Here is a 19,613-nt window from a genome sequence, read left to right on the forward strand (position 1 = left end):
ACGCGCACGTGCGCACCGAAGGGCCGCTGCGCGAGCAGGTGCGCCCGGAGCGCGGCGGCCGCGTCGTCCATCGCGAGCCCCGGCGGCACCCGGAGCGAGCCGTGGAGCGACGCGCGCATCTCCGGCGTCGTGGTCGCCGCGCTGCAGGACGCGTGGGGGCGCTCGCCCGACCTGCTCGGAGGCGGCGGCGGCATCCCCGTCGTCAGCGCCCTCTCCGCGGCGTTCCCGGAGTCGGTCCTCTGCATCACGGCCGTCGCCGACGCCGAGTCGAGGGTCCACGGGCCCGACGAGAACGTCGACCTGCGGGAGCTGGACCGCGCCGTCGCCGCGGAGGCCGCGGTCCTCGACGCCCTGGCCCTGCCGCAGGACTGACGAGAGCCGGCCGCCCCACCGCTCAGCGGGAGGGACGGCCGGCTCGCGTGCGCGTCAACGGCTCAGCGCCGGGCCTTCAGCGTGCGGGTGGCAGCGCACGGCCTTCAGCGCATCGCCTTCAGCACCCGGTCGCCGGCCATCTCGGCGATCATCGACGCCTCGTCCGGGTAGAGGGCGGGGTCGACGCGGTCGAGGCGGAACGGCTCCGGATCGGCGAAGGGCTCGGTGCCGGTGATCATCTCGGCGACGAGACGGCCCATGCCCGGCCCGTGCGTCACTCCGGACTCGTTGTCGCCCGCCAGCACCCAGAGGCCGTCGCACACGGGGACGGGCCCGATGTAGAGGCCGCCGTCGACGGAGTAGACGGGCATGCCCTGGATGATCTCGGCGGTGCCGAGCCCTGCGAGCGCCGGGAACACCTCGGCGACGGACGCCTGGTACTCGCGCTGAGCCTCGATCAGCTGCGGCGAGACGGGGCGGGCGAACGCGCGCTCCAGCCCCTCCTCGCGCTCCAGCACCGAGACACGGCGGTAGGCGAAGCCGCCGCCCCACGAGAACGCGCCGCGCAGCTCGCGCAGCCACAGGCCCAGGTCGAGGCTCTGGATCGTCGGCATCAGCGGCGAGAGGCCGGCCTGCTCCGAGACGAAGCGGGTGGCGACGGTGGGGATGAGCGGGAGCGCCCGGCCCGCGGTGCCCAGGAGCGCCGGGGTCCAGGCTCCGGCGGCGAGCACCACGGTCGCCGCGTCGACGACGCCCGCCGTGGTCTCGACACCGGTCACCCGGTCGCCGTCCCGGCGGATCCCGGTCGCCTCGGTGCCCCACGAGAAGCGGACGCCCAGCGCCTCCGCGCGGCGGAGGACCTCCTGGAGCGCGAGCCCGGTGGTGACCTGGATCGCCTCGGGGAGCAGCACTCCGCCGACGACGCTCGCCGGGTCGACCGCGCCGAAGGTCATCGACGCGACCTCGTCCGCGTTCAGCGCGCGGGTCCCCGGGGACGCCAGCGGGTGGCGCACGATGCCCTCGACGAGGGTGGTGAGGGTCGTCTCGGTGCGGGCGATCGCGATGTTGCCGTTGGCGGCGAACTCGATCTCGACGCCGGCGTCGTGCAGGCCCCGGTAGAAGGAGAGGCCGTACTCCTCGAGGGGCACGGCGTGGGTGCCGATCCGGCGGTTGCTGTCGGCGCCGTAGCGGGCGACGAAGCCGGCTCCGGCCGGGGTGGTGCCGCTCAGCGGCGAGCCGGCGTCGATCACCGTGACGTCGCGGGCGCCGAGCTCGATCAGGTGGAGGGCGGCCGAGGCGCCGATGATGCCCGCGCCGACGACGCAGACGGGTCCAGGATTCGAAGGCATGCCCGATGGTAGGCAGAGCGGGGGTCCCGGGGGCACGTGCTGCTGTCGAAGGGGCGGAGGGGGCGGCTCGACGGCTGTCGGAGGGTCAGCCCTCGGTGATCCGGACGTAGGGCGACATCCGGAACCAGAGCTGCAGCATCAGCCGGGTGTCGCCGTCGGCGAGGTCGAGCCCGGTCGTCTCGGCGAAGCGCCCGAGCCGGTAGTAGACGGTGGTGCGGTGCAAGTGCAGGTCGGCGCCGGTCTGCACGACGTTGCCCGCGTTCGCGAGGAAGGTCCGCACCGCGAGGATGTTGTCCTCGGACTGCTCCTGCATGGCCCGCCCGAGCTCGGGCGGCACCAGGTGCGACCGCAGCGCCTCGGGGAGCAGCGCCGCGAGCATCCCGTCGAGCCCCGACTCGTCCCAGCGGACCGCGCCCGCCTCCGTCGCTCCCGCGACCCGCGCCGCGCACTCGGCCTGCTCGTGCGAGTGCAGCACGCCGTCGAGCCCGGGCACGAGTGCCCCGACCCCGATCGTCGCCGCGATGCCCGCGCCGTCGAGGCCGCGGCGGAGCGACTCGACGAGCGCGGCGATCCGGTCCTCGGCGGGCGCGACCGAGTAGCCGACCAGCACGACCACGCCCTGGTCGGTCCGCGCGACGGCGGCACCGGAGCTGTGCTGGGCGACGGCCCGCGCGATCACCCGGACCGGGGCGCCGATCGAGCGGTCGCCCTCGCCCTTCGCGATCACCAGGCCGAGCACCTGGTACGCGACGCAGCCGCGGAAGATCCCCGCGGCCGCGATCTCCTCGGCCGCGTCGACCCGGTCGTCCGACCGGTCCGAGAGGAGCGCGAGCACCTGCGCCTCGACCTGCTGGAGGCCGTCGTCGAAGGTCATCGCGCGGCGGACGAGCACGGTCCGCATGTCGTCGACCGCGCGGTCGACGGCGTCGAAGTCCGCGGCCGTGAGGGTCTCGTCGTCGATGATCCAGATCACCGCGGCGAGCTCGCGGTCGACCCGCACGGGAGCGACGTACCGCCGCCGGAGGCCCAGCTCGGGCGCCGCGTCGGTGAAGAACGCCGCGGTCGCGCGCAGTACGCCGGCCCGCCGGGCCCACTCCGCCCGCTCCGGCGTGACCGAGCGCCCCACCAGCGACTCCACCCGGGCGGAGTCCTCGTCGCCGAAGTGGGCGCTGTGCGCGAGGAGCTGCAGCTCCGCGTCGTCGACGGCGACCGAGCGCCCCAGCACCCCCGCCAGGCGCTCGACGATGTTCTGGAGCGGCTCGGGCGAGAATCCTTGGCCTTCGGGCGGCATCGTCTGCTCCTCCTGGACGGATGCTCCGGCGGCACCGTGGCTTCACCGTAGACCAGCGCGGCGCCTGCGCCGACGAACCGGCGGTGCGGATCCGGGCGGGGCGGCGAGCGCCGCGCACAGCACGACGCCGGCCCCGCGGGAGGGAGCCGGCGTCGTGCCGTCGTGGTCCGTGGCTACTCGAGCAGCTTGCCCGCGGTGGCGACCTCGCCGCTGATCAGCGCCTGGATCTCCTGCGGCACCGCGGGGATCTCCTCGCGCGTGATCCCCGTGGAGGGCGACCAGACGAGGTTCACCTGGAGGGCCGGGTCGATGTCCGGGTAGTCGCTGCGGTTGTGGCAGCCGCGGCTCTCCCGGCGCTCGAGCGCTGCCTCGAGGGTGGCCCGCGCGGCCATCGCGGCCGACTTGAGGTCGAAGGCGTGGGCGAGGTCCTGGAAGCCGGCGATGTCCGGGTGCACGCCGATGTCGGCGATGCGCGCCTCGATCGCGTCCAGCTCGGCGAGCCCGGCGAGCAGGCCCTCCTCGTCGCGGACGACTCCGGCGTGCTCGGTCATCGTGTTGCGGATCGCGCGCTGCAGAGCGCGGACGTTCTCGGTGCCGTCGGCCGCGAGCAGGCCGGCGATCTCGTCGCGGGCGACCTGGACGGACGCGGCCGAGCGCGTCTGGGCGGTCAGTGAGGCGGAGTACTCCGCCGCCGCCTGCCCGACGATCCGGCCGAACACCAGCAGCTCGATCAGCGAGTTGCCGCCGAGGCGGTTGGCGCCGTGCAGTCCGCTGGAGGCCTCTCCGATCGCGTAGAGCCCGGGGACGTCGGTGCTGTGGTCGTCCGAGCGCACCCAGACCCCGCCCATCGAGTAGTGCGCCGTGGGCGCGATCTCGATCGGGTCCTTCGTGATGTCGAGCATCTGCAGCTCGAGCATCGTCTGGTACACCCGCGGCAGCCGGGTCATGATCGTCTCGCGCGGCAGGTGCGAGACGTCGAGCCAGACCCCGCCGTTGGGCGTGCCGCGACCCTCCTTGATCTCGGTGTAGCAGGCGAGGGCGACGCGGTCGCGGGTCGAGAGCTCGAGGCGCTCGGCGTCGTACTTGCCCATGAAGCGCTCGCCGAGGCCGTTGCGGAGGATGCCGCCCTCGCCGCGCGCGGCCTCGGAGATCAGCGTGCCGGCCGCGTTCTCGGGCTCGATGATGCCCGACGGGTGGAACTGGACGAGCTCGGGGTCGCGCAGGCGCCCGCCGGCCTCGACGGCCAGGCGGAACGAGTCGCCCGTGTTCTCGTCGCGGCGGGAGGAGGTGCGGCGCCAGATGCGGTTGTGCCCGCCCGCGGCGAGGATCACCGCATCCGCGTGGATCAGGTAGCGGGTGCCGTCGACGAGGTCGAAGCCGTAGGCGCCGAACACGGCTCCGTCCTCGTTGACGAGGATGCGCGTGACGTACACGGTGTCCAGGATCGGGATCTCGAGCTGGGCGGCCCGGTTGACGAGCGTGCGCTGGATCTCGAGGCCGGTGTAGTCGCCCGCGAAGGCGGTCCGGCGGTAGGTGTGCGCGCCGAAGAAGCGCTGCGAGATGCGGCCGTCGTCCTCGCGGGCGAACGGCATGCCGTAGCGCTCGAGGTCCTGGATGCCGCGGGCGGCGTTGGAGGTGACGATCTCGACCGTGTGCGGGTTGGCGAGCTGGTAGGACTCGGTGATGGTGTCGGCCGCGTGCTGCTGCCAGCTGTCGTCGGGGTCCATCGTGGCGAGGGCGGCGTTGATGCCGCCGGCGGCGAGGGAGGTGTGCGCGTCCGACTTCGAGCGCTTGCCGAGCGCGAGGACGTCCACGCCCGCCTCGGCGAGCTCGATCGCAGCGCGCAGGCCCGATCCGCCGGTGCCGATGACGAGGACGGAGGTGGAGATCCGACGCTCCGGTGCGGTGGTCTCTGAAGTGGTCATGCCTCCACGCTAGGCACGGCGCTTCGATTACTCCAATGCATAATGCTGGGCACCGCCATGCGCGTACAGTATGCATGTGGATCTCGAGCAGCTCACCGGTTTCGTCGAGGTCGCCCGCCTCGGCAGCTTCACCCGCGCCGCGGAGGAGCTGCATCTCGCGCAGCCCTCGCTGAGCCGCCGGATCGCCGCGCTGGAGCAGGACCTCGGCTCCGAGCTCTTCCACCGGGCGCGCTCCGGCAGCACCCTCACGCCGGCCGGCGAGCTGCTGCTGCCGCTCGCCCGGCGCATGCTCGCCGACGCCGGATCGGTGCGCCGCGAGCTGGCCGAGCTGGCCGGGCTCGAGCGCGGCCGTGTGCGGTTCGGCGCGACGCCGACGCTCTGCATCAGCCTCGTCGCGGAGGTGCTGCACGCCTTCCACTCCGCGCATCCCGCCGTGGAGCTGCACCTCGCCGAGGACGGGTCGCGGAGCCTCTTCGACCGGCTGGCACGGGGCGAGCTCGACCTGGCGCTGGTGACGACCTCGACCGCGGCCGCTCCCGGCGCCTTCACGGTGACGCCGCTGCTCGTCGAGGAGCTCGTCGTGGTCTCCTCCGCCGCGGAGCCTCCCCTCGCCGCGACCGGCGCGCTCGACCTGGCGGCGGTCGCCCGCCTCCCGCAGATCGTCTTCAACTCCAGCTACGACCTGCGCCGCACGACCGACGCCGCGTTCGCCGCCGCGGGCCTGGAGCCGGACGTGGTGCTGGAGGGCGCCGAGATGGACGCGGTTCTGCGCTTCGCCGAGCGGGGCCTCGGGGTCGCGGTCGTCCCGGCGATGGTGCTGCAGGGGCGCCCGGGGCTGCGCTCGATCCGCCTCGAGGAGCCGACGCTCGAGAAGCCCACGCTGACCCGGACGATCAGCCTCGCGCGCCCGGCGGACCTCGCGCCGACCGCCGCGGCGCGGGTCATGCAGCGCACCATCGCGGCGACCGCCCGCGCCTTCGCCGCCCAGGCCGGCGGCACGATGCGCCTGGCCGACAGCCGCTGACCGAGCGGGGGTCTCGAGACGCCGCTGCTCGACCAGCAGGACGGCGGACATGCTGATCGAGCAGCCCCGGAGGGCGTATCGAGATCCCCCCGCACGCGCAGGAGCGCCCCCGGCCCCGCAGGGCCGGGGGCGCTCCCCGATGGTTCAGCCGTGCGCTACGAGCACGGGCGCGCCCCGTACGGAGCGCTCACCTCCGTCTCGACGGGGGCGCCGTTCATCGTGGCCGTGGCCTCGACGGTCACCGCGCCGGCGGGCAGGTTCGCCTGACGGGTGGTGAAGGCGTGCGACACGGTCTTGCCGGGCGCCACCGAGGTGAACGACTTCGTGCCGGACGTCGACGTGAAGGTCACGCCGACGGGGACGTCGGAGCCGTTGCTCGCCTGGACGGTGACGATCGCCTTGCCCGCGATGCAGCGGGTCGCCGCGCTCGCCGTGATGTCGAGCGCCGGACCAGCCTCGCCCTCGGTGAAGGCGAAGGTGTCGAGCTCGAACAGGTCGCCGGAGGGTCCGGAGTAGCTGAAGAACACGTCGTGCACTCCGGTCGCTCCGGTCAGCGCGGCGCTGACGTCGGTCCACTCGCCGGTCGTCCCGTTCACCGCGACGGTGCCCGCGACGGGCCCGGTCTCGGAGTCGAGGCGGACGGTGACGGTGCCGCCGGCCTGCAGCGCCTTGGCCTTCGCGGTGAACGTCGCGGCTCCGGTGTCCCCGAAGTCGACGGCGGACAGCGCGGTCCAGTCGCCGTTGTCGAGGTCCTTCAGCACGAGGTTCTGGGTCGCGCCCGCGGCGGGGGTGCCGAGCGGCGCCGTCGCGATGCCCTTGCTCCAGCCGATGGTCTCGGCCGGGAAGGTGCGGTACGGATCGAAGTCCTTCACCTGGTCGACGCCCTTGTAGTCGCCGACCACCTGCTGCACCGTGCCGTCGGCGTTGAACCGCAGCTCCTGGATGTGCGGGCTGCGGTACCCCTGGGTGGTGTCGCCGTTGATCCGCTTGTTGAGCGTCGGCGCGTGGTACGTGAAGTAGTACTTGCCGCCGAGCTCGAAGACCGACTGGTGGTTGTTGCCGCCGGTGCCGGCTCCGAAGAAGCGGCTCTGGTTCGGGAACATCACGCCGGCGTAGTTCTCCTTGGGCCAGGACATCGGGTCGTCCGAGATCATGTAGCCGATCTCGCCGCCGCCCGGGTAGCCGGGCTCGCGGGTCTGGTTGCCGCCGAAGTCGTTGCCGCCGAAGTGGGACGAGTACGAGAGGTAGTACTTGTCCTGGCGCTTGAACACCTGGGCCGCCTCGAACGCGACGGGCGCGTCCACGACGGCGGAGGTGCCCTGGGTCGAGATCATGTCGTCGCCGAGCTCGATCACGCGGATGTTCTTCGGGTTGTTGAAGCGCTCGGCCGCGGGGAGCGCGGTCGAGGCGGGTCCGCCTCCGAAGAACAGGTAGCCCTGGCCGTCGTCGTCGACGAGCGGTGCCGGGTCGAACTTCCACGCGACCGCCTCGGCGCCCGGGGTGGACGCGTTGATGAGCGTAGAGGTCCGCTGGCTGGTCCACGGGCCCACCGGCGAGTCGCCGGTGATCACGTTGCTGGAGCCGCCGCCGTTGGCGTAGTAGAGGAAGTACTTGTCGACGCCGTTCACGGTCTTCTTCGCCATGCCGGGAGCCCACGAGTTGCCGGTGTAGGGCGCGACTCCGGTGGAGCCGGCGACCTGGATCTCGCCGTGGTCGGTCCAGTTGACGAGATCGTCCGAGGAGATCACGGTGATCTGGTTGATCTTGCCGTAGTCGATGCCCGCCGAGACGCCCGTGGCGGGGTTCGGAGCGTAGCCCTGGGTGTCGTTCGTCATGTACATGTACACGCGGCCGTTCTCGACGAAGCCGAAGCCGTCGGCGCCGAACTTCCAGCCCATGAGCGGGTTGTGGTCGCCCGGGATCTTGCCCACGACCTCGATGGTGCGCGAGGCGGGCGCGGGCGGCGCCGCTCCGACCAGCGAGACGTCGTCGAGCTTGTAGTCCATGAGGTGCGTCTCGGGCGCGGCCGAGGGAGTCGCGGTCCACGGCGTCTCGAAGAAGAGGCGCGCGGTCGCGACGCTCTGCCCGGCGGGGATGGTGAACGATCCGTTGATCGTCGCCCACTGCCCCTTCGTGGCGGTGACGCTCGCGAGGTTCGTGTAGGTGCCTCCGCCGTAGTGCATGGTGGCGAAGAACTGCTTGGTCGCGGGGCTCGCGGCGTTCTCGTACTTGATCTGCGCCTTGACCTGGTAGGTCTGGCCGGCGACGACCTTGCCGCTGAGGTCCTGCATGGCGCCCGCGCCGGTGGTCGTGCGGCCGGTGACGAGCGCTGCGGCGGTGCCGGTGCGCGCATCCGTGGTCGTCGCGATGGTGCCGGCGTCGGCGGCGTTGCCGTTGTTGACGAACCAGCTGCTGATGCCGCTCTCGAAGCCGCCGTTGACGATGAGCTCCGCCTCAGCGGCGGACGAGGTCTGGGCGGCGAAGGGTGCCACCAGGAGCGCGGTCAGCGCGGCCGTGGCCAGCAGCCTCAGCCGCAACCGCCCCTTCGGAGCGGCTTCTCGTTGTGGTGATCTCACGGATCCTCCTTGATCGTGTCGTGCAGGAGATCGTCGGCGACGGGTGCCGCTGACGCGTTCGGGGGCGGGGGCGGCCGCGCGGGCCGCCCCCGGAGTGCTCAGCCGCAGGACGCGGCCGGGTGGGGCGCTCTCACCGTGGTCGTCACCGGCTCGCCGTCGAGGGTGGCGGTCGCGGTCACGACCACCTCTGCGGCGGGGACCGAGGCCGCCCGCGTGGTGAAGGCGTGGCTCGTCGTGGCGCCGGGTGCGAGCGCGGCGACCGTCTTCGTGCCGGAGGCGCTCTCCATCCGGAGGGCGACGGGCACGTCGTCGGCGTTCGTCGCCCGCACGGTCACGACGACCTTCCCCGCGATGCAGCGGGTCGCGGCGGCGGCGGTCACATCGAGCGACGCCTCCTTCAGCGTCCCGAGGCGGGCCAGCTGGTAGCTGAGCGCGCGCTCCGGGGCGTCGATCTGGTTCTGCGTTCCCGCGGTGCCGACCGCCTGCGCCTTCGCGAGGACCGACTGGAGGTCGGACCAGGCGTCGGCCGGGTAGTCGTCGGAGCGGAGCGTCGCCGCGTGGGCGACGGCCGCGTCGAGCTGCGAGCGGTCGAGCGCCTTCCCCTCCGAGGAGAGGGTGTCGCTCAGGAGGAACTCGTCGACGTCGACGTGGCCGCCGGCGGTCTTCGTCGCGTAGCTGAACAGCCCGAGGCGGTGGCCCATGAAGTGCGTGAGCTGACCGTCGAGGGTCTGCGGGCCGACGCGACTGCCGAGCTTCGTCCAGCTCGTCCCGTCGAGGCTGTACGAGAAGGTCGTCCAGAGCTGTCCGGCCGGAGCCGAGAGCTCGAGATCGGCCTTCAGGCGCACCTGCGAGGCGTCGCCGAGGGCGGCGGTGGTGCCGGGCAGGAAGGACTCCACGGCCGCCTGGTCGAACGTGGTCGCGAACGGCTGACTGCGGTTCACGACGCCGACGGTGGTGACGCCGTCCACGCGCTTGACCGCGACGTACGAGAAGCCGCGGTTGTAGGCCGCGAGCCCGGCGACATCGCCGTCCTTCATCCCGGAGACGTCGAACGCCGCCTCCGCCGACTGCTTCGGAGCCACGATGCGCTGGGAGAGCGTGTTGCGCGCCTCCTCCAGGTACGTCATCTCGGGCGAGCCCGAGAGACGCGTGTGCGCGGCCGTTCCGCTGAGCACCTTCCCGTTGGTGAGGCGGAGCCAGCCCTCGCGCTCGGTCAGCGACCAGTAGCGGTTGTCGGGGGCGTGGTTCCACTGCCAGGGGAGGGCGAGGGTCGAGCCGTTCGGCTCGATCTCGGCGGCCGTCGGGCGCTCGAGGGTGGGGGCGGCGCCGACGAGCGAGACGTCGTCGAGCAGGTACTCGGTGCTCGAGGACGCCGGCTGCGGGTTGCCCCACGGCGTCTCGACGGCGAACTTCACGCTGCCGACGTTCGCGGTCTCGGGCACCGTGTAGGTCCCCGTGATCGTCGTCCACCGCCCCTGCGTGACGGCGGCGGACGCCATCGTCACGGGTCCCGCGCCGAAGTCGGCGCAGAGGTTGAAGCGGACCGACGCGGGGCCGGTCGTGTACTTCACCTTCGCGGACACGGTGTAGGTCACGCCGCGCTGCAGCTTGTTCGCGAGCACCTGGCTCGGGCCTGAGCCGTTGAGCGTGCGGGTGCCCACGCGGAGCGCGGCGGTGCCGGACGCCGGGTCGGTCGTGTCGGCCGACAGCGTCGCGCCGAACTGGCCGGCCCACGGCGCCGTCCCCGACTCCGCTCCTGGGTTCTGGAGCAGCTGCACGCCGAGCAGCGACGCGTCGTAGGCGGGCGCGGGCGGGATCGTCCACGACTCGTCCTGGTAGGCCTTCGCCGGGGCGTCGTTGTCGAAGTCGTCCGAGACGACGATGCTCTTCTGCCGCTCGAACAGCTCCTCCTCGGGGCTGAGGCGGATCGGCTTCGGGAAGCTCCCGCCCACCGGCACCGAGCCGTTCGTCCCGAACGTCGGCCAGCCGTCCTTCCACGTCGCCGGGATGAGCCCGGGGATGCGGCCGGTCGGGAAGCTGTCGCGGAAGAACATGCCGTGCCAGGCGGTCGAGCCGTCCTCCTTGGCGATCGGCACGAGGCTCCCCTGGGCGAAGCCGCTGGAGTTCAGCACGCCCTTGCCCTCGTAGGGGTTGCTGCCGTCGGCGGTCGCGTAGCGGCCCAGCAGCTCGGACGAGCGGAACAGCGCCACCTGGCGGCCCTGGCCCGAGGGCCAGGTGATGATGACGATGTAGTACTGCCCGTCGATGTACTGCACCTGCGCGCCCTCGAAGAGGCCGCCGAGGTAGCCGGCTCCCGGGTAATCGGAGGTGCGGAGGATGTTCGGATACTCGGCGACGACGGTCGTCAGGTCCTCGCTCAGCTTCACGGCGCTGGTGGATCCGGAGCCGTAGAAGATGTACGGCGTGCCGCCGTCCGCGTCGTCGAAGAAGAGCGACGGGTCGTGGAAGGCGCGGCCGAGGGCCGTGCGCGTCCAGGCTCCGTCCTCGATGTCGTCGGTCGAGTAGAGGTAGGAGCCGCCGAGATTGTTGGTGTTGAAGACCGCGTAGTAGCGGCCGTCGTGGTATCGCAGCGACGAGGCCCACTGGCCGTTGCCGTAGGAGTTCTGCCCGTTCCGGAGCGAGAAGCGGTCGCCGATCTCGAGCCGGTCGAAGACGTAGTTGACGATCTCCCAGTTGACGAGGTCGTAGGACTTCATGATCGGGGCGCCCGGGCTCAGGTGCATCGTGGTGCTGATCATGTAGTAGATGTCGCGGCCCTCGTCGTTCTCGGCCGCGGGCACGCGCTCGACGCTGACGTCGGGCACGTCGGCGTTCAGCAGCGGCACGGAGTAGGTGCCGTCACCGCGGTCCGTCGACGTGTACGAGGCCTTCGGCGACCACGCGCCGGCCGCGGTCGCCGGAGCCGCGCCGGAGGCGAGCAGGCCCGCCGCGAGGAGGGCGCCGATCGCCGTGGAGGCGACTGCGCGCATCGGGGTCATTCGAACAGCGACAGCGTCAGGACGGAGGAGTAGTCGCCGGGGGCGACGTCGGCCTCGGTCTTCAGGGTGAGGCCCGCGGACACGGTCCAGGACCCGTCCGTCGCGGTCTCCTGCGAGTCGAGCGACAGCGCGAGCAGCTCCTGGTCGAACAGGCCCACGGCGTCGGCGCCCTCGTCGAGGATCGTGTCGACCGGGTCGCCCTCGGACACGAGGCCCGACTCGCCGCCGTCCACGAGGACGGGCGTCCAGCCGAGGTGGTCGGAGGAGATGTCCTCCTGGTCCGCGTCGCCGGTGAAGGCGCTCGCCGAGCCGAGGACGTACCAGCCGGCTCCGGCCGGGATCTCGTCGACGGTCCGGGTGTCCGTCACGGTCACGTCGGGCAGCTGCCCCGTGAAGGCACGCACGGTCGGGGTGGAGCCCTCCTCGGCGAGCGTGGCGGAGGTGCCGTCGATCGACATCGAGAGGGCGCCGGGCTGCTCCAGCTCCTCGATGCTGACGTTCACGTCGACGTCGTCGGAGCCGTACTCGGTGTCGGCGGCCGCGGCCGCGGCGGCGACGCCGGACAGGAGCAGGCAGCCGGCGAGAGCGGCGCCCGAGCGGACGAGCCAGAGGGGTCGGGGGGTGCGTCGCGTGGACATGGTGTTCCTCACTCGATCGGCATCGTCGCCGATCAGGTCGAGCGCCGGACGGCGCGGAGTGGTGGCGCGGCCCGAGGCCGCGAGAGGACGGAGCGCGGCGCAGCCCGAGGGGCGTTCGGCCGCGCCTGGAGCGCAGGACGCGCGGAGAGCGGCGGACGGCTCGTGCGCGGCGGCTTCCACAGCGTGGCCACGCGAGCTCCAGCTCTCGACCCCCTCAGCACTGAGGGGAGAAAGGCTGCCCGACACTCGTCTCTCTCGACTGCTGAGCTTTCCCTCAGCTAGTCTTGCGGGCAATGTTACCGGGAACATTCCCGATTGCAAGGACGTGTTCTCAACCGTCCGGAGCAGCGCAGCGAGGAGATCACCGCGTTCCGCCGCGGCCGGGCGGGGACGGCGGGAGGGGACGAGGATGTCCGCAGGGGCGGCGACGGCGGAGGCCGAGCAGGAGGTCGTGACGACGGAGTGCGCGGAGCGCTCGGGCGTCATCGGCGTGCTCCTGGGCGATTTCGAGCCGTTCGGCACGGAGGTGCTGCAGGGAGTGGCGACGGCGCTGCGGGGGACCCGGTTCGACCTCCTCGCCGGCAGCGGGGCGAGCCGCCGGGGCCGGGCGGGATGGGAGCAGGAGTCCCTGCGGCGCCTCACCGAGGCGCACGTAGCGGGGGCGATCCTGGTGACTCCCTCCGGCGTGATCCCCTCGTCGGACCTGCCGCTCGTCGTCGTGGATCCGCTGACCGCGCAGACCGAGCTGCACTCGGTGGCGACCGACGACTTCGGCGGAGCGCAGCTGGCGACGAGCCACCTGATCGGGCTCGGCCACCGCCGCATCGGCTTCGTCGCGGGCCGCCCCGACCTGGAGTCGTCGCACCGGCGCGGCGCCGGCTACCAGCGGGCGCTCGCGGACGCCGGCCTCCCCTACGACCCCGCGCTCGTACGGGTCGGCTACTACCGGCACGACCCCTCCCTCGTCGCCGCCCACGAGCTGCTGCTGCTGCCCGACCGGCCGACGGCGGTCTTCGCCGCGAACGACGCCTCCGCCATCGCCGTGATCGAGGCGGCCCGGGCGCTGGGCCTCTCGGTGCCGGGGCGGCTGTCGGTCGTGGGCTACGACGACGTGCCCGACGCCTCCCGGGTGGTCCCCGCGCTCACGACGGTGAGGCAGCCGCTGCACCGCGTCGGGCGCGCTGCCGCCCGGGCGCTCCTGACGCTCATCGACGGCGGGAGCGTGGCCGAGCCGCACGTGCGGCTGCGCAACAAGCTCGTGCTCCGCGGGTCGACGGCGCCTCCCGCCGAGGGCCCGCCGTCCGGCTGACTCCTCCCCCTCCCCCAGCCGACGGGAATACGCTCGGCGCATGAACCAGCAGCGCACTCCGGTCACGGTCACGGTCACGGGAGCGGGAGGCGCCATCGGCTACGCGCTCCTGTTCCGCATCGCCTCGGGTCAGCTCCTCGGGCCGGACGTCCCCGTCCGCCTGAACCTGCTCGAGATCCCCTCCGGCCTCCGCGCGGCCGCGGGCACGGCGCTCGAGCTGCAGGACGGCGCCTTCCCCCTCCTCCGCGGGATCGAGGCGACGGACGACCCGGCCGCCGCGTTCGACGGCGCGAGCGTCGCCCTCCTCGTGGGCGCCCGGCCGCGCAGCGCGGGCATGGAGCGCGCCGATCTGCTCGCCGCGAACGCGGGCATCTTCGGACCTCAGGGCGACGCGCTGAACGCGCACGCCGCCTCCGACATCCGCGTGCTGGTCGTCGGCAACCCGGCCAACACCAACGCCTGGATCGCGCGGCGCAGCGCCCCGGACATCCCCGCCGGCCGCTTCACCGCGATGACGCGCCTCGACCACAACCGGGCGCTCGCGCAGCTCGCCGCGAAGCTCGACGCCCCCGTCGACGCGATCGAGGGCGTCGCGATCTGGGGCAACCACTCCGCCTCGCAGTACCCCGACGCGACGCACGCCACCGTCGGCGGACGGCCGGTGCCCGAGCTGGTCGACGCCGAGTGGCTGCACACGGAGTTCGAGCCGCGGGTCGCCAAGCGCGGCGCCGAGATCATCGAGGTCCGTGGAGCCTCCTCGGCCGCGTCCGCCGCCTCCGCCGCGATCGACCACGTGCGCGACTGGGTCGACGGCACGTCGTGGACCTCGGCCGCCGTCGAGTCGGACGGCTCCTACGGGGTGGAGGAGGGGCTGATCTCCTCGTTCCCGGTCCGCTCCGTCGACGGCGAGTGGCGGATCGTCGAGGGGCTCGAGATCGACGCGCACTCCCGCGCGCGGATCGACGAGTCCGTGCTCGAGCTGCGCGCCGAGCGCGACCAGGCGCTGGCGTTCCTCGCGTCCTGACGCGCCCCTGCCCGTCCTGTCTCCGCGGGATGCCACTCCGGTACGCCTCGCGCGGCGTGTCGCGTACCGGAGCGGCGTCTCGCGGAGGGGTCAGCGGCGCTTCTCCGGAGTGGGGAGGGTGCCGGAGGCGCGGGCGGCCTCGTACCAGGCGTGCGCCTCCTCCTGGCGCTCCGCCTCGGCGCCGGTCGCGATCGCCGCGCGCACGTGCTCGGGCCCGTAGCCGAACGACGCGACCAGGTCGGCGGCGTGCGGGCGGATGCGCGCGAGCAGGCGGTCGATGTAGGACGTCACCGCGATCGCTCGCTGCGACGACAGGCGCCCGTGGATGAGGTACCAGTCGAGGTGCTTCTCGATCAGACTCAGGCCGAACAGGTCGCGGAGCCAGGTGAGGACGGTGCGCGTGCCCGCGTCCTCGACGCCGGCGAGCGCCTCCGTGAACGCCTCCCACTGCAGCAGCTCGGTGTGCGCGCGCGCCGCCTCGATGAGCTCGCTCTGGTGCGCGTTGAACAGGCGTGCCGCCTCGTCGGAGGGCAGCTTCGACGCCGGGCGCAGCCGTGAGGCGATCCCCGCGACCATGCTCTCGACGCGGCCGGTGAGCAGCTCGCGCTGGTCCTCCCGCAGCTGGCCGACCGAGCGGGCCGTCGATCCGCGATCGGCGACGACCTGGGCCAGACGGCGCAGACCCGAGTTGTCGACGGTCGCCCCCGCGACCTGCGAGGCGGCGTAGCGCGCCAGCTCCGCGGGCTGGGCGCCCTTGAAGCGGCGTCCGACGTCGGTCAGCAGGCGCTTGGCGACCAGCTGGAGGAGCACGGTGTTGTCGCCCTCGAAGGTCGCGTAGACGTCGAGGTCGGCGCGCAGCTGCGTGAGCCGGTTCTCGGCGAGGAAGCCCGCGCCTCCGCAGGCCTCGCGCGCCTCCTGCAGCGTGTCGAGAGCGTGCCAGGTCGAGAGCGCCTTCAGCCCCGCGGCGAGGGTCTCGAGGTCCTGCCGCGACTGCTCGGTGTCGTTCGCGCCGGAGAAGACCTCGTCGAACGCCGTCAGCAGCTTCTCGTGCGCGAAGGCGGCGGCGTAGGTGGTGGCCAGGCGCGGCAGGAGGCGGCGCTGGTGCCGCTGGTAGTCGAGCAGCACCTCCTCCCGCTCGCCGCCGCCGGTGAACTGGCGGCGCTGATCGCCGTAGGTGACGGCGACCGTCAGCGCGATCTTCGCCGCGGCGACCGAGGCTCCGTCGAGCGAGACGCGGCCCTGCACGAGCGTGCCGAGCATGGTGAAGAATCGGCGGCCCGGGCTCGCGATCGGCGAGGAGTAGGTGCCGTCGGCGGCGACGTCGCCGTAGCGGTTCAGCAGGTTCTCGCGCGGGACGCGGACGCCGTCGAAGTGGAGGCGGCCGTTGTCGATCCCGTTCAGACCGCCCTTGAGGCCGTCGTCCTCCCCGCCGACGCCCGGCAGGAACGCGCCCTGCTCGTCGCGGATCGGGACGAAGAAGGCGTGGACGCCGTGGTTCACCCCTAGGGTGACCAGCTGCGCGAAGACGACCGCCGCGCGCCCGTCCACCGCCGCGTTGCCGAGGTAGTCCTTCCAGGCCGCGCGGAACGGCGTCCGCAGCACGAACTCGCCGTCCTCGTAGGTGGCGGTCGTGGCGATCGACGCGACGTCGGAGCCGTGCCCGGTCTCGGTCATCGCGAAGGCGCCCGGGATCTCGAGGCTCATGATCCCCGGCAGCCACTTCTCGTGGTGCGGGCGGGTGCCCAGGTGCAGGACCGCGGCGCCGAAGAGCCCCCACTGCACGCCGGACTTGATCTGCAGGGAGGGGTCGGCGGTGACCAGCTCCTCGAAGCCGGCGATGTTGCCGCCGTGGTCGGCCTCCCCGCCGAGGTCGACCGGGAAGGCGCGGTGCACGCCGCCCTCGGCCGCGAGCACGCGCATCTGCTCCGAGACGCGGAGGCGGTGCTCCTTCATCGGGAGGCCGTCGGTGCGGTGCAGCTCGGGGCGGGCGGTCAGGGCGCGGCTGGCGAGGCGCTGCTCGCGCCAGGCGCCGAGCAGGGTCTCGCCGAGGGCGGCGACGTCGACAGCGGGGGCGCCGTCCTCGTCCAGGCGCGCGTCGACCTCGGAGCCGAGGGAGTCCACCGGCGGCGTGGGCGCGATGGAGCCCGAGCGGGATCGCCGGGCCCGCGTGCGTCCGGTGGCCGCCCGGTCGGCGGCGTCGGCGGCGGAGCGGGGGTGGGGAGCGGTGCTGACCATGGTGTTCGTGTCCCTTCGACCGTCTGCGGTTCGGGCCGCTCCCGGCGCGTCGTGCGCCGACGGGCGCGGCAGCGGAGGCGGTCCTCGCACGGTAGGTCGCGCGACGGCGCGGCGGAAACGTTCCGTCGCCCGGGCACAAACGGCGCCGGGCGGAGGCGGAAGCGCGTTGTCGGAACCGACCAGGCGGAGGCGGGGCGCCTCGTCTGTGCGCTGGACGGGCTGTCCCTGCCGACGGGAGCGGAGGAGGGGGCGGCTCGTCCGTGTGCTGAACGGGCTGTCCCTGCGGACCCCAGCGGAGGAGGGGCGCCTCATCGGAGGACGCGTCGCTAGTCTCTCGGCATGAGCGAGCCGCCGCTGCCTCCCCCTCCGCCCGCCCGACAGCCGGCGGCCGGGCCGCCCGTGGTCGGCTCGCCCGCGCCTCTCGGGACTCCGGGTGCGCCGCCCTCGGACGTCGCGGCAGCGCCTCCCGGGCCTCCCGTCGCGCCGGAATACCGGGTGCCGGAAATCAGGACTCCGGGATCCGGGGCGCCGGGATCCGGGGTGCCGCATCGGCGTCCGGTCCGCGTCTGGGACCTGGTGCTGACGATCGTGCTGATCCTCGTGGCCTCCGCGGTGACGCTGCTGCTGTCGTTCTTCGGGCTGTTCTTCGCGATGGCCAGCGACTCGTGCGGCGGATCGAACGCCTGCGACATCGGCCTGATCGAGGGCGGGATGGTCCTCGCCGCAGGAGGAGTGTGGGTCCCGTTCGTCGCGGCGCTGGTCGTCTCGATCGTGCTGCTAGTGCGGCGGCGCATCGCGTTCTGGGTGCCGGTGGCGGGTCTCGCGGTGTCGTTCTGCTGCACGCTGCTCGGCGGGTGGATGGCGTCGACGGGCGCGAACGGCTGAGGGCGCTCGTCGGTGCGTCGGGCCGAGGACGCTCGCGTCGGTGACGAGGTGGGGACGATCGTCGACGCGGACGCCGGGACACGATCGCCCGCGCCGGCGCCCGCCCTCCGTCGCGGGTGGTGAACCGCGCGCCTCAGCGACGGATCAGTAGCTGTCCCAGCCGGGCTCCCAGTCGGGCTCGTCCGGCGGCACCCAGTCGTCCTCGGGCGGCTGCGCGGCGGACACCGGCGGACCGGACGACTCGCGGCCGAACGAGGGCTTCGCCCCTTGCGAGCGGGACGACCCGCCACGGGCAACCGGCGCGCGGCGGGGAGCGGGAGCCTCCTCACCGGCTTCCGGGACGGCGATCTCGGGGCTCTCCCCCGCGACGACGGCGAGCACGGCCTCGCCGTAGGTGAGCAGCTTCTTCTGGCCGACGCCGCCGATGATGCTGAGCGCGTCCATCGTCGCCGGCTCGGCGGTCGCGATCTCGCGGAGGGTCGCGTCGTTGAAGACGATGTAGGCCGGGACCGCCTGCGCGCGGGCCTGCGCGGCGCGCCACTCCCGGAGCCGCTCGAACAGCGGCTGAGCCTCGCCCGACAGCTCGGCGACGGTGGACCGCCCGGAGCGGGAGGATCCGCTGGAGCGGGCCGGCTTCTCCGGCTCCTGCCGCAGCTCGACCTTCCGCTCGCCGCTGAGGACGGAGCCGGACGCGGGCGTGAGCACGAGCGTGCCGAAGCCGTCGTCGTTCACGCCGAGAAGGCCCTGCGCGAGGAGCTGGCGGGCGACTCCGCGCCACTGGGTGTCGCTGAGCTCGGCGCCGATGCCCCAGGTGGCCAGGCCGTCGTGCTGGTGCTGGGTGGTGCGCGGCGTGGTCTTGCCGCGGAGGACGTCGATGATGTGTCCGGCGCCGAACTGCTGATTGCGCTCGCGCTTGAGGCGGACGACCGTCGACAGGAACTTCTGCGCCGCGACGGTGCCGTCCCAGGAGGCGGGCGGCTCGAGGCAGGTGTCGCAGTTGCCGCAGGCGGCGCTCTCCTGGCCGAAGTAGGCGAGCAGGTTCACCCGTCGGCACTGGACCGTCTCGGAGAGCGCGAGCATCGCGTCCAGGTGCGCGGACATCCGCCGACGGTGCGCCAGGTCTCCCGGCGACTCGTCGATCATCCGGCGCTGCTGCACCACGTCCTGCAGTCCGTACGCGAGCCAGGCGGTGGACGGCAGTCCGTCGCGGCCGGCGCGACCCGTCTCCTGGTAGTAGCCCTCGACCGACTTGGGCAGGTCGATGTGCGCGACGAACCGCACGTCCGGCTTGTCGATCCCCATGCCGAAGGCGATGGTCGCGCAGACGATGACCCCCTCCTCGCGGAGGAACCGCGACTGGGCGGCGGCGCGCACCCGCGCGTCGAGGCCCGCGTGGTACGCGACGGCGTCGAAGCCCGCCGAGCGCAGCGCCTCGGCCGTCGCCTCGACGCTCTTGCGGGAGAGGGCGTAGACGATGCCCGCGTCGTGCGCGTGCTCGCGCCGCAGGAAGTCGATCAGCTGCTTGCGCGGCTCGACCTTGTTGACGATCCGGTACTGGATGTTCGGGCGGTCGAAGCTCGAGACGAAGTGGCGGGCGGCGCCGAGGTGCAGGCGCGAGGTGATCTCGCGGTGCGTCGCCTCGGTGGCGGTCGCGGTGAGGGCGATGCGCGGGACGTCGGGCCAGCGCTCGGCGAGCTCGCCCAGCGCGAGGTAGTCGGGGCGGAAGTCGTGGCCCCACTGGCTGACGCAGTGGGCCTCGTCGATCGCGAAGAGGGCGATCCGGCCGCGGGCGAGGAACTGCTTCATGCCCTCGTTGCCCAGGCGCTCCGGGGCGACGTAGAGCAGGTCGAGCTCGCCGTCGAGGTAGGCGCGCTCGACGCGGCTGCGCTCGCCCGCGTCCTGGGTGGAGTTGAGGAACTCGGCGCGGACGCCGTTCGCGCGGAGGGCGTCGACCTGGTCCTGCATCAGCGCGATGAGCGGGGACAC

13 protein-coding genes are annotated in these 19,613 nt (G+C 73.1%); 5 read left to right on the forward strand and 8 right to left on the reverse strand.

From position 1 onward, the window contains the following. The first annotated feature begins 129 nt into the window (after positions 1-129). Positions 130-372 carry a hypothetical protein gene (locus C5C27_RS11550; RefSeq protein ID WP_104314431.1) on the forward strand — a complete coding sequence of 81 codons (243 nt, stop codon included), beginning with the start codon at positions 130-132 and terminating at the stop codon, positions 370-372. 104 nt (positions 373-476) lie between these two features. Here C5C27_RS11550 and C5C27_RS11555 read toward each other — a convergent pair whose 3' ends face one another. The 3 genes from C5C27_RS11555 to C5C27_RS11565 form a co-directional block, all read right to left on the reverse strand. Further along, positions 477-1,721 carry an FAD-binding oxidoreductase gene (locus C5C27_RS11555; RefSeq protein ID WP_104314432.1) on the reverse strand — a complete coding sequence of 415 codons (1,245 nt, stop codon included), beginning with the start codon at positions 1,719-1,721 and terminating at the stop codon, positions 477-479. An 85-nt stretch (positions 1,722-1,806) separates the two neighbouring features. Then, positions 1,807-3,012: a CdaR family transcriptional regulator gene (locus C5C27_RS11560; protein WP_104282523.1), complete on the reverse strand. Its 1,206-nt coding sequence runs from the start codon at positions 3,010-3,012 to the stop codon at positions 1,807-1,809. 173 nt (positions 3,013-3,185) lie between these two features. Next, the gene (locus tag C5C27_RS11565; RefSeq protein WP_104238849.1) at positions 3,186-4,937 is read right to left on the reverse strand and encodes an L-aspartate oxidase; all 1,752 of its coding nucleotides are present in this window, start codon (positions 4,935-4,937) and stop codon (positions 3,186-3,188) included. Between the two features lie 70 nt (positions 4,938-5,007). On the opposite strand from C5C27_RS11565, the gene C5C27_RS11570 reads away from it, so the two are divergent. Continuing rightward, entirely contained in the window at positions 5,008-5,961 is a 954-nt protein-coding gene (locus tag C5C27_RS11570) for a LysR family transcriptional regulator (RefSeq protein ID WP_104314433.1), read from the forward strand. Positions 5,962-6,116: 155 nt separating this feature from the next. On the opposite strand, the gene C5C27_RS11575 is transcribed toward C5C27_RS11570, so the two are convergent. The 3 genes from C5C27_RS11575 to C5C27_RS11585 form a co-directional block, all read right to left on the reverse strand. Further along, positions 6,117-8,537: a family 43 glycosylhydrolase gene (locus C5C27_RS11575; protein ID WP_219813164.1), complete on the reverse strand. Its 2,421-nt coding sequence runs from the start codon at positions 8,535-8,537 to the stop codon at positions 6,117-6,119. A 98-nt stretch (positions 8,538-8,635) separates the two neighbouring features. Then, a complete protein-coding gene (locus C5C27_RS11580; protein ID WP_258066677.1) occupies positions 8,636-11,527 on the reverse strand; it encodes a family 43 glycosylhydrolase in 2,892 nt (963 codons plus the stop codon). Positions 11,528-11,532: 5 nt separating this feature from the next. Further along, a complete protein-coding gene (locus tag C5C27_RS11585) occupies positions 11,533-12,174 on the reverse strand; it encodes a hypothetical protein (RefSeq protein WP_104233676.1) in 642 nt (213 codons plus the stop codon). 409 nt (positions 12,175-12,583) lie between these two features. On the opposite strand from C5C27_RS11585, the gene C5C27_RS11590 reads away from it, so the two are divergent. Next, on the forward strand, positions 12,584-13,483 hold the full coding sequence (locus C5C27_RS11590) for a substrate-binding domain-containing protein (protein ID WP_181133517.1): 900 nt from the start codon (positions 12,584-12,586) through the stop codon (positions 13,481-13,483). Between the two features lie 40 nt (positions 13,484-13,523). Beyond that, entirely contained in the window at positions 13,524-14,507 is a 984-nt protein-coding gene (locus C5C27_RS11595; protein ID WP_104238844.1) for a malate dehydrogenase, read from the forward strand. 90 nt (positions 14,508-14,597) lie between these two features. On the opposite strand, the gene C5C27_RS11600 is transcribed toward C5C27_RS11595, so the two are convergent. Further along, positions 14,598-16,742 (reverse strand): acyl-CoA dehydrogenase, encoded by a 2,145-nt coding sequence (locus C5C27_RS11600; RefSeq protein WP_104314437.1) that lies wholly within the window; start codon positions 16,740-16,742, stop codon positions 14,598-14,600. A gap of 339 nt (positions 16,743-17,081) precedes the next feature. On the opposite strand from C5C27_RS11600, the gene C5C27_RS18395 reads away from it, so the two are divergent. After that, on the forward strand, positions 17,082-17,627 hold the full coding sequence (locus C5C27_RS18395) for a DUF6264 family protein (RefSeq protein WP_219813165.1): 546 nt from the start codon (positions 17,082-17,084) through the stop codon (positions 17,625-17,627). Positions 17,628-17,771: 144 nt separating this feature from the next. Here C5C27_RS18395 and recQ read toward each other — a convergent pair. Next, positions 17,772-19,613: DNA helicase RecQ (recQ, locus tag C5C27_RS11610; RefSeq protein WP_104314438.1), on the reverse strand; the 1,842-nt coding region annotated here is incomplete at its 5' end.

Origin of the sequence: Rathayibacter sp. AY2B7, from assembly GCF_002931635.1 — a bacterium.
In the GTDB taxonomy this organism is placed as follows: Bacteria; Actinomycetota; Actinomycetes; order Actinomycetales; family Microbacteriaceae; genus Rathayibacter.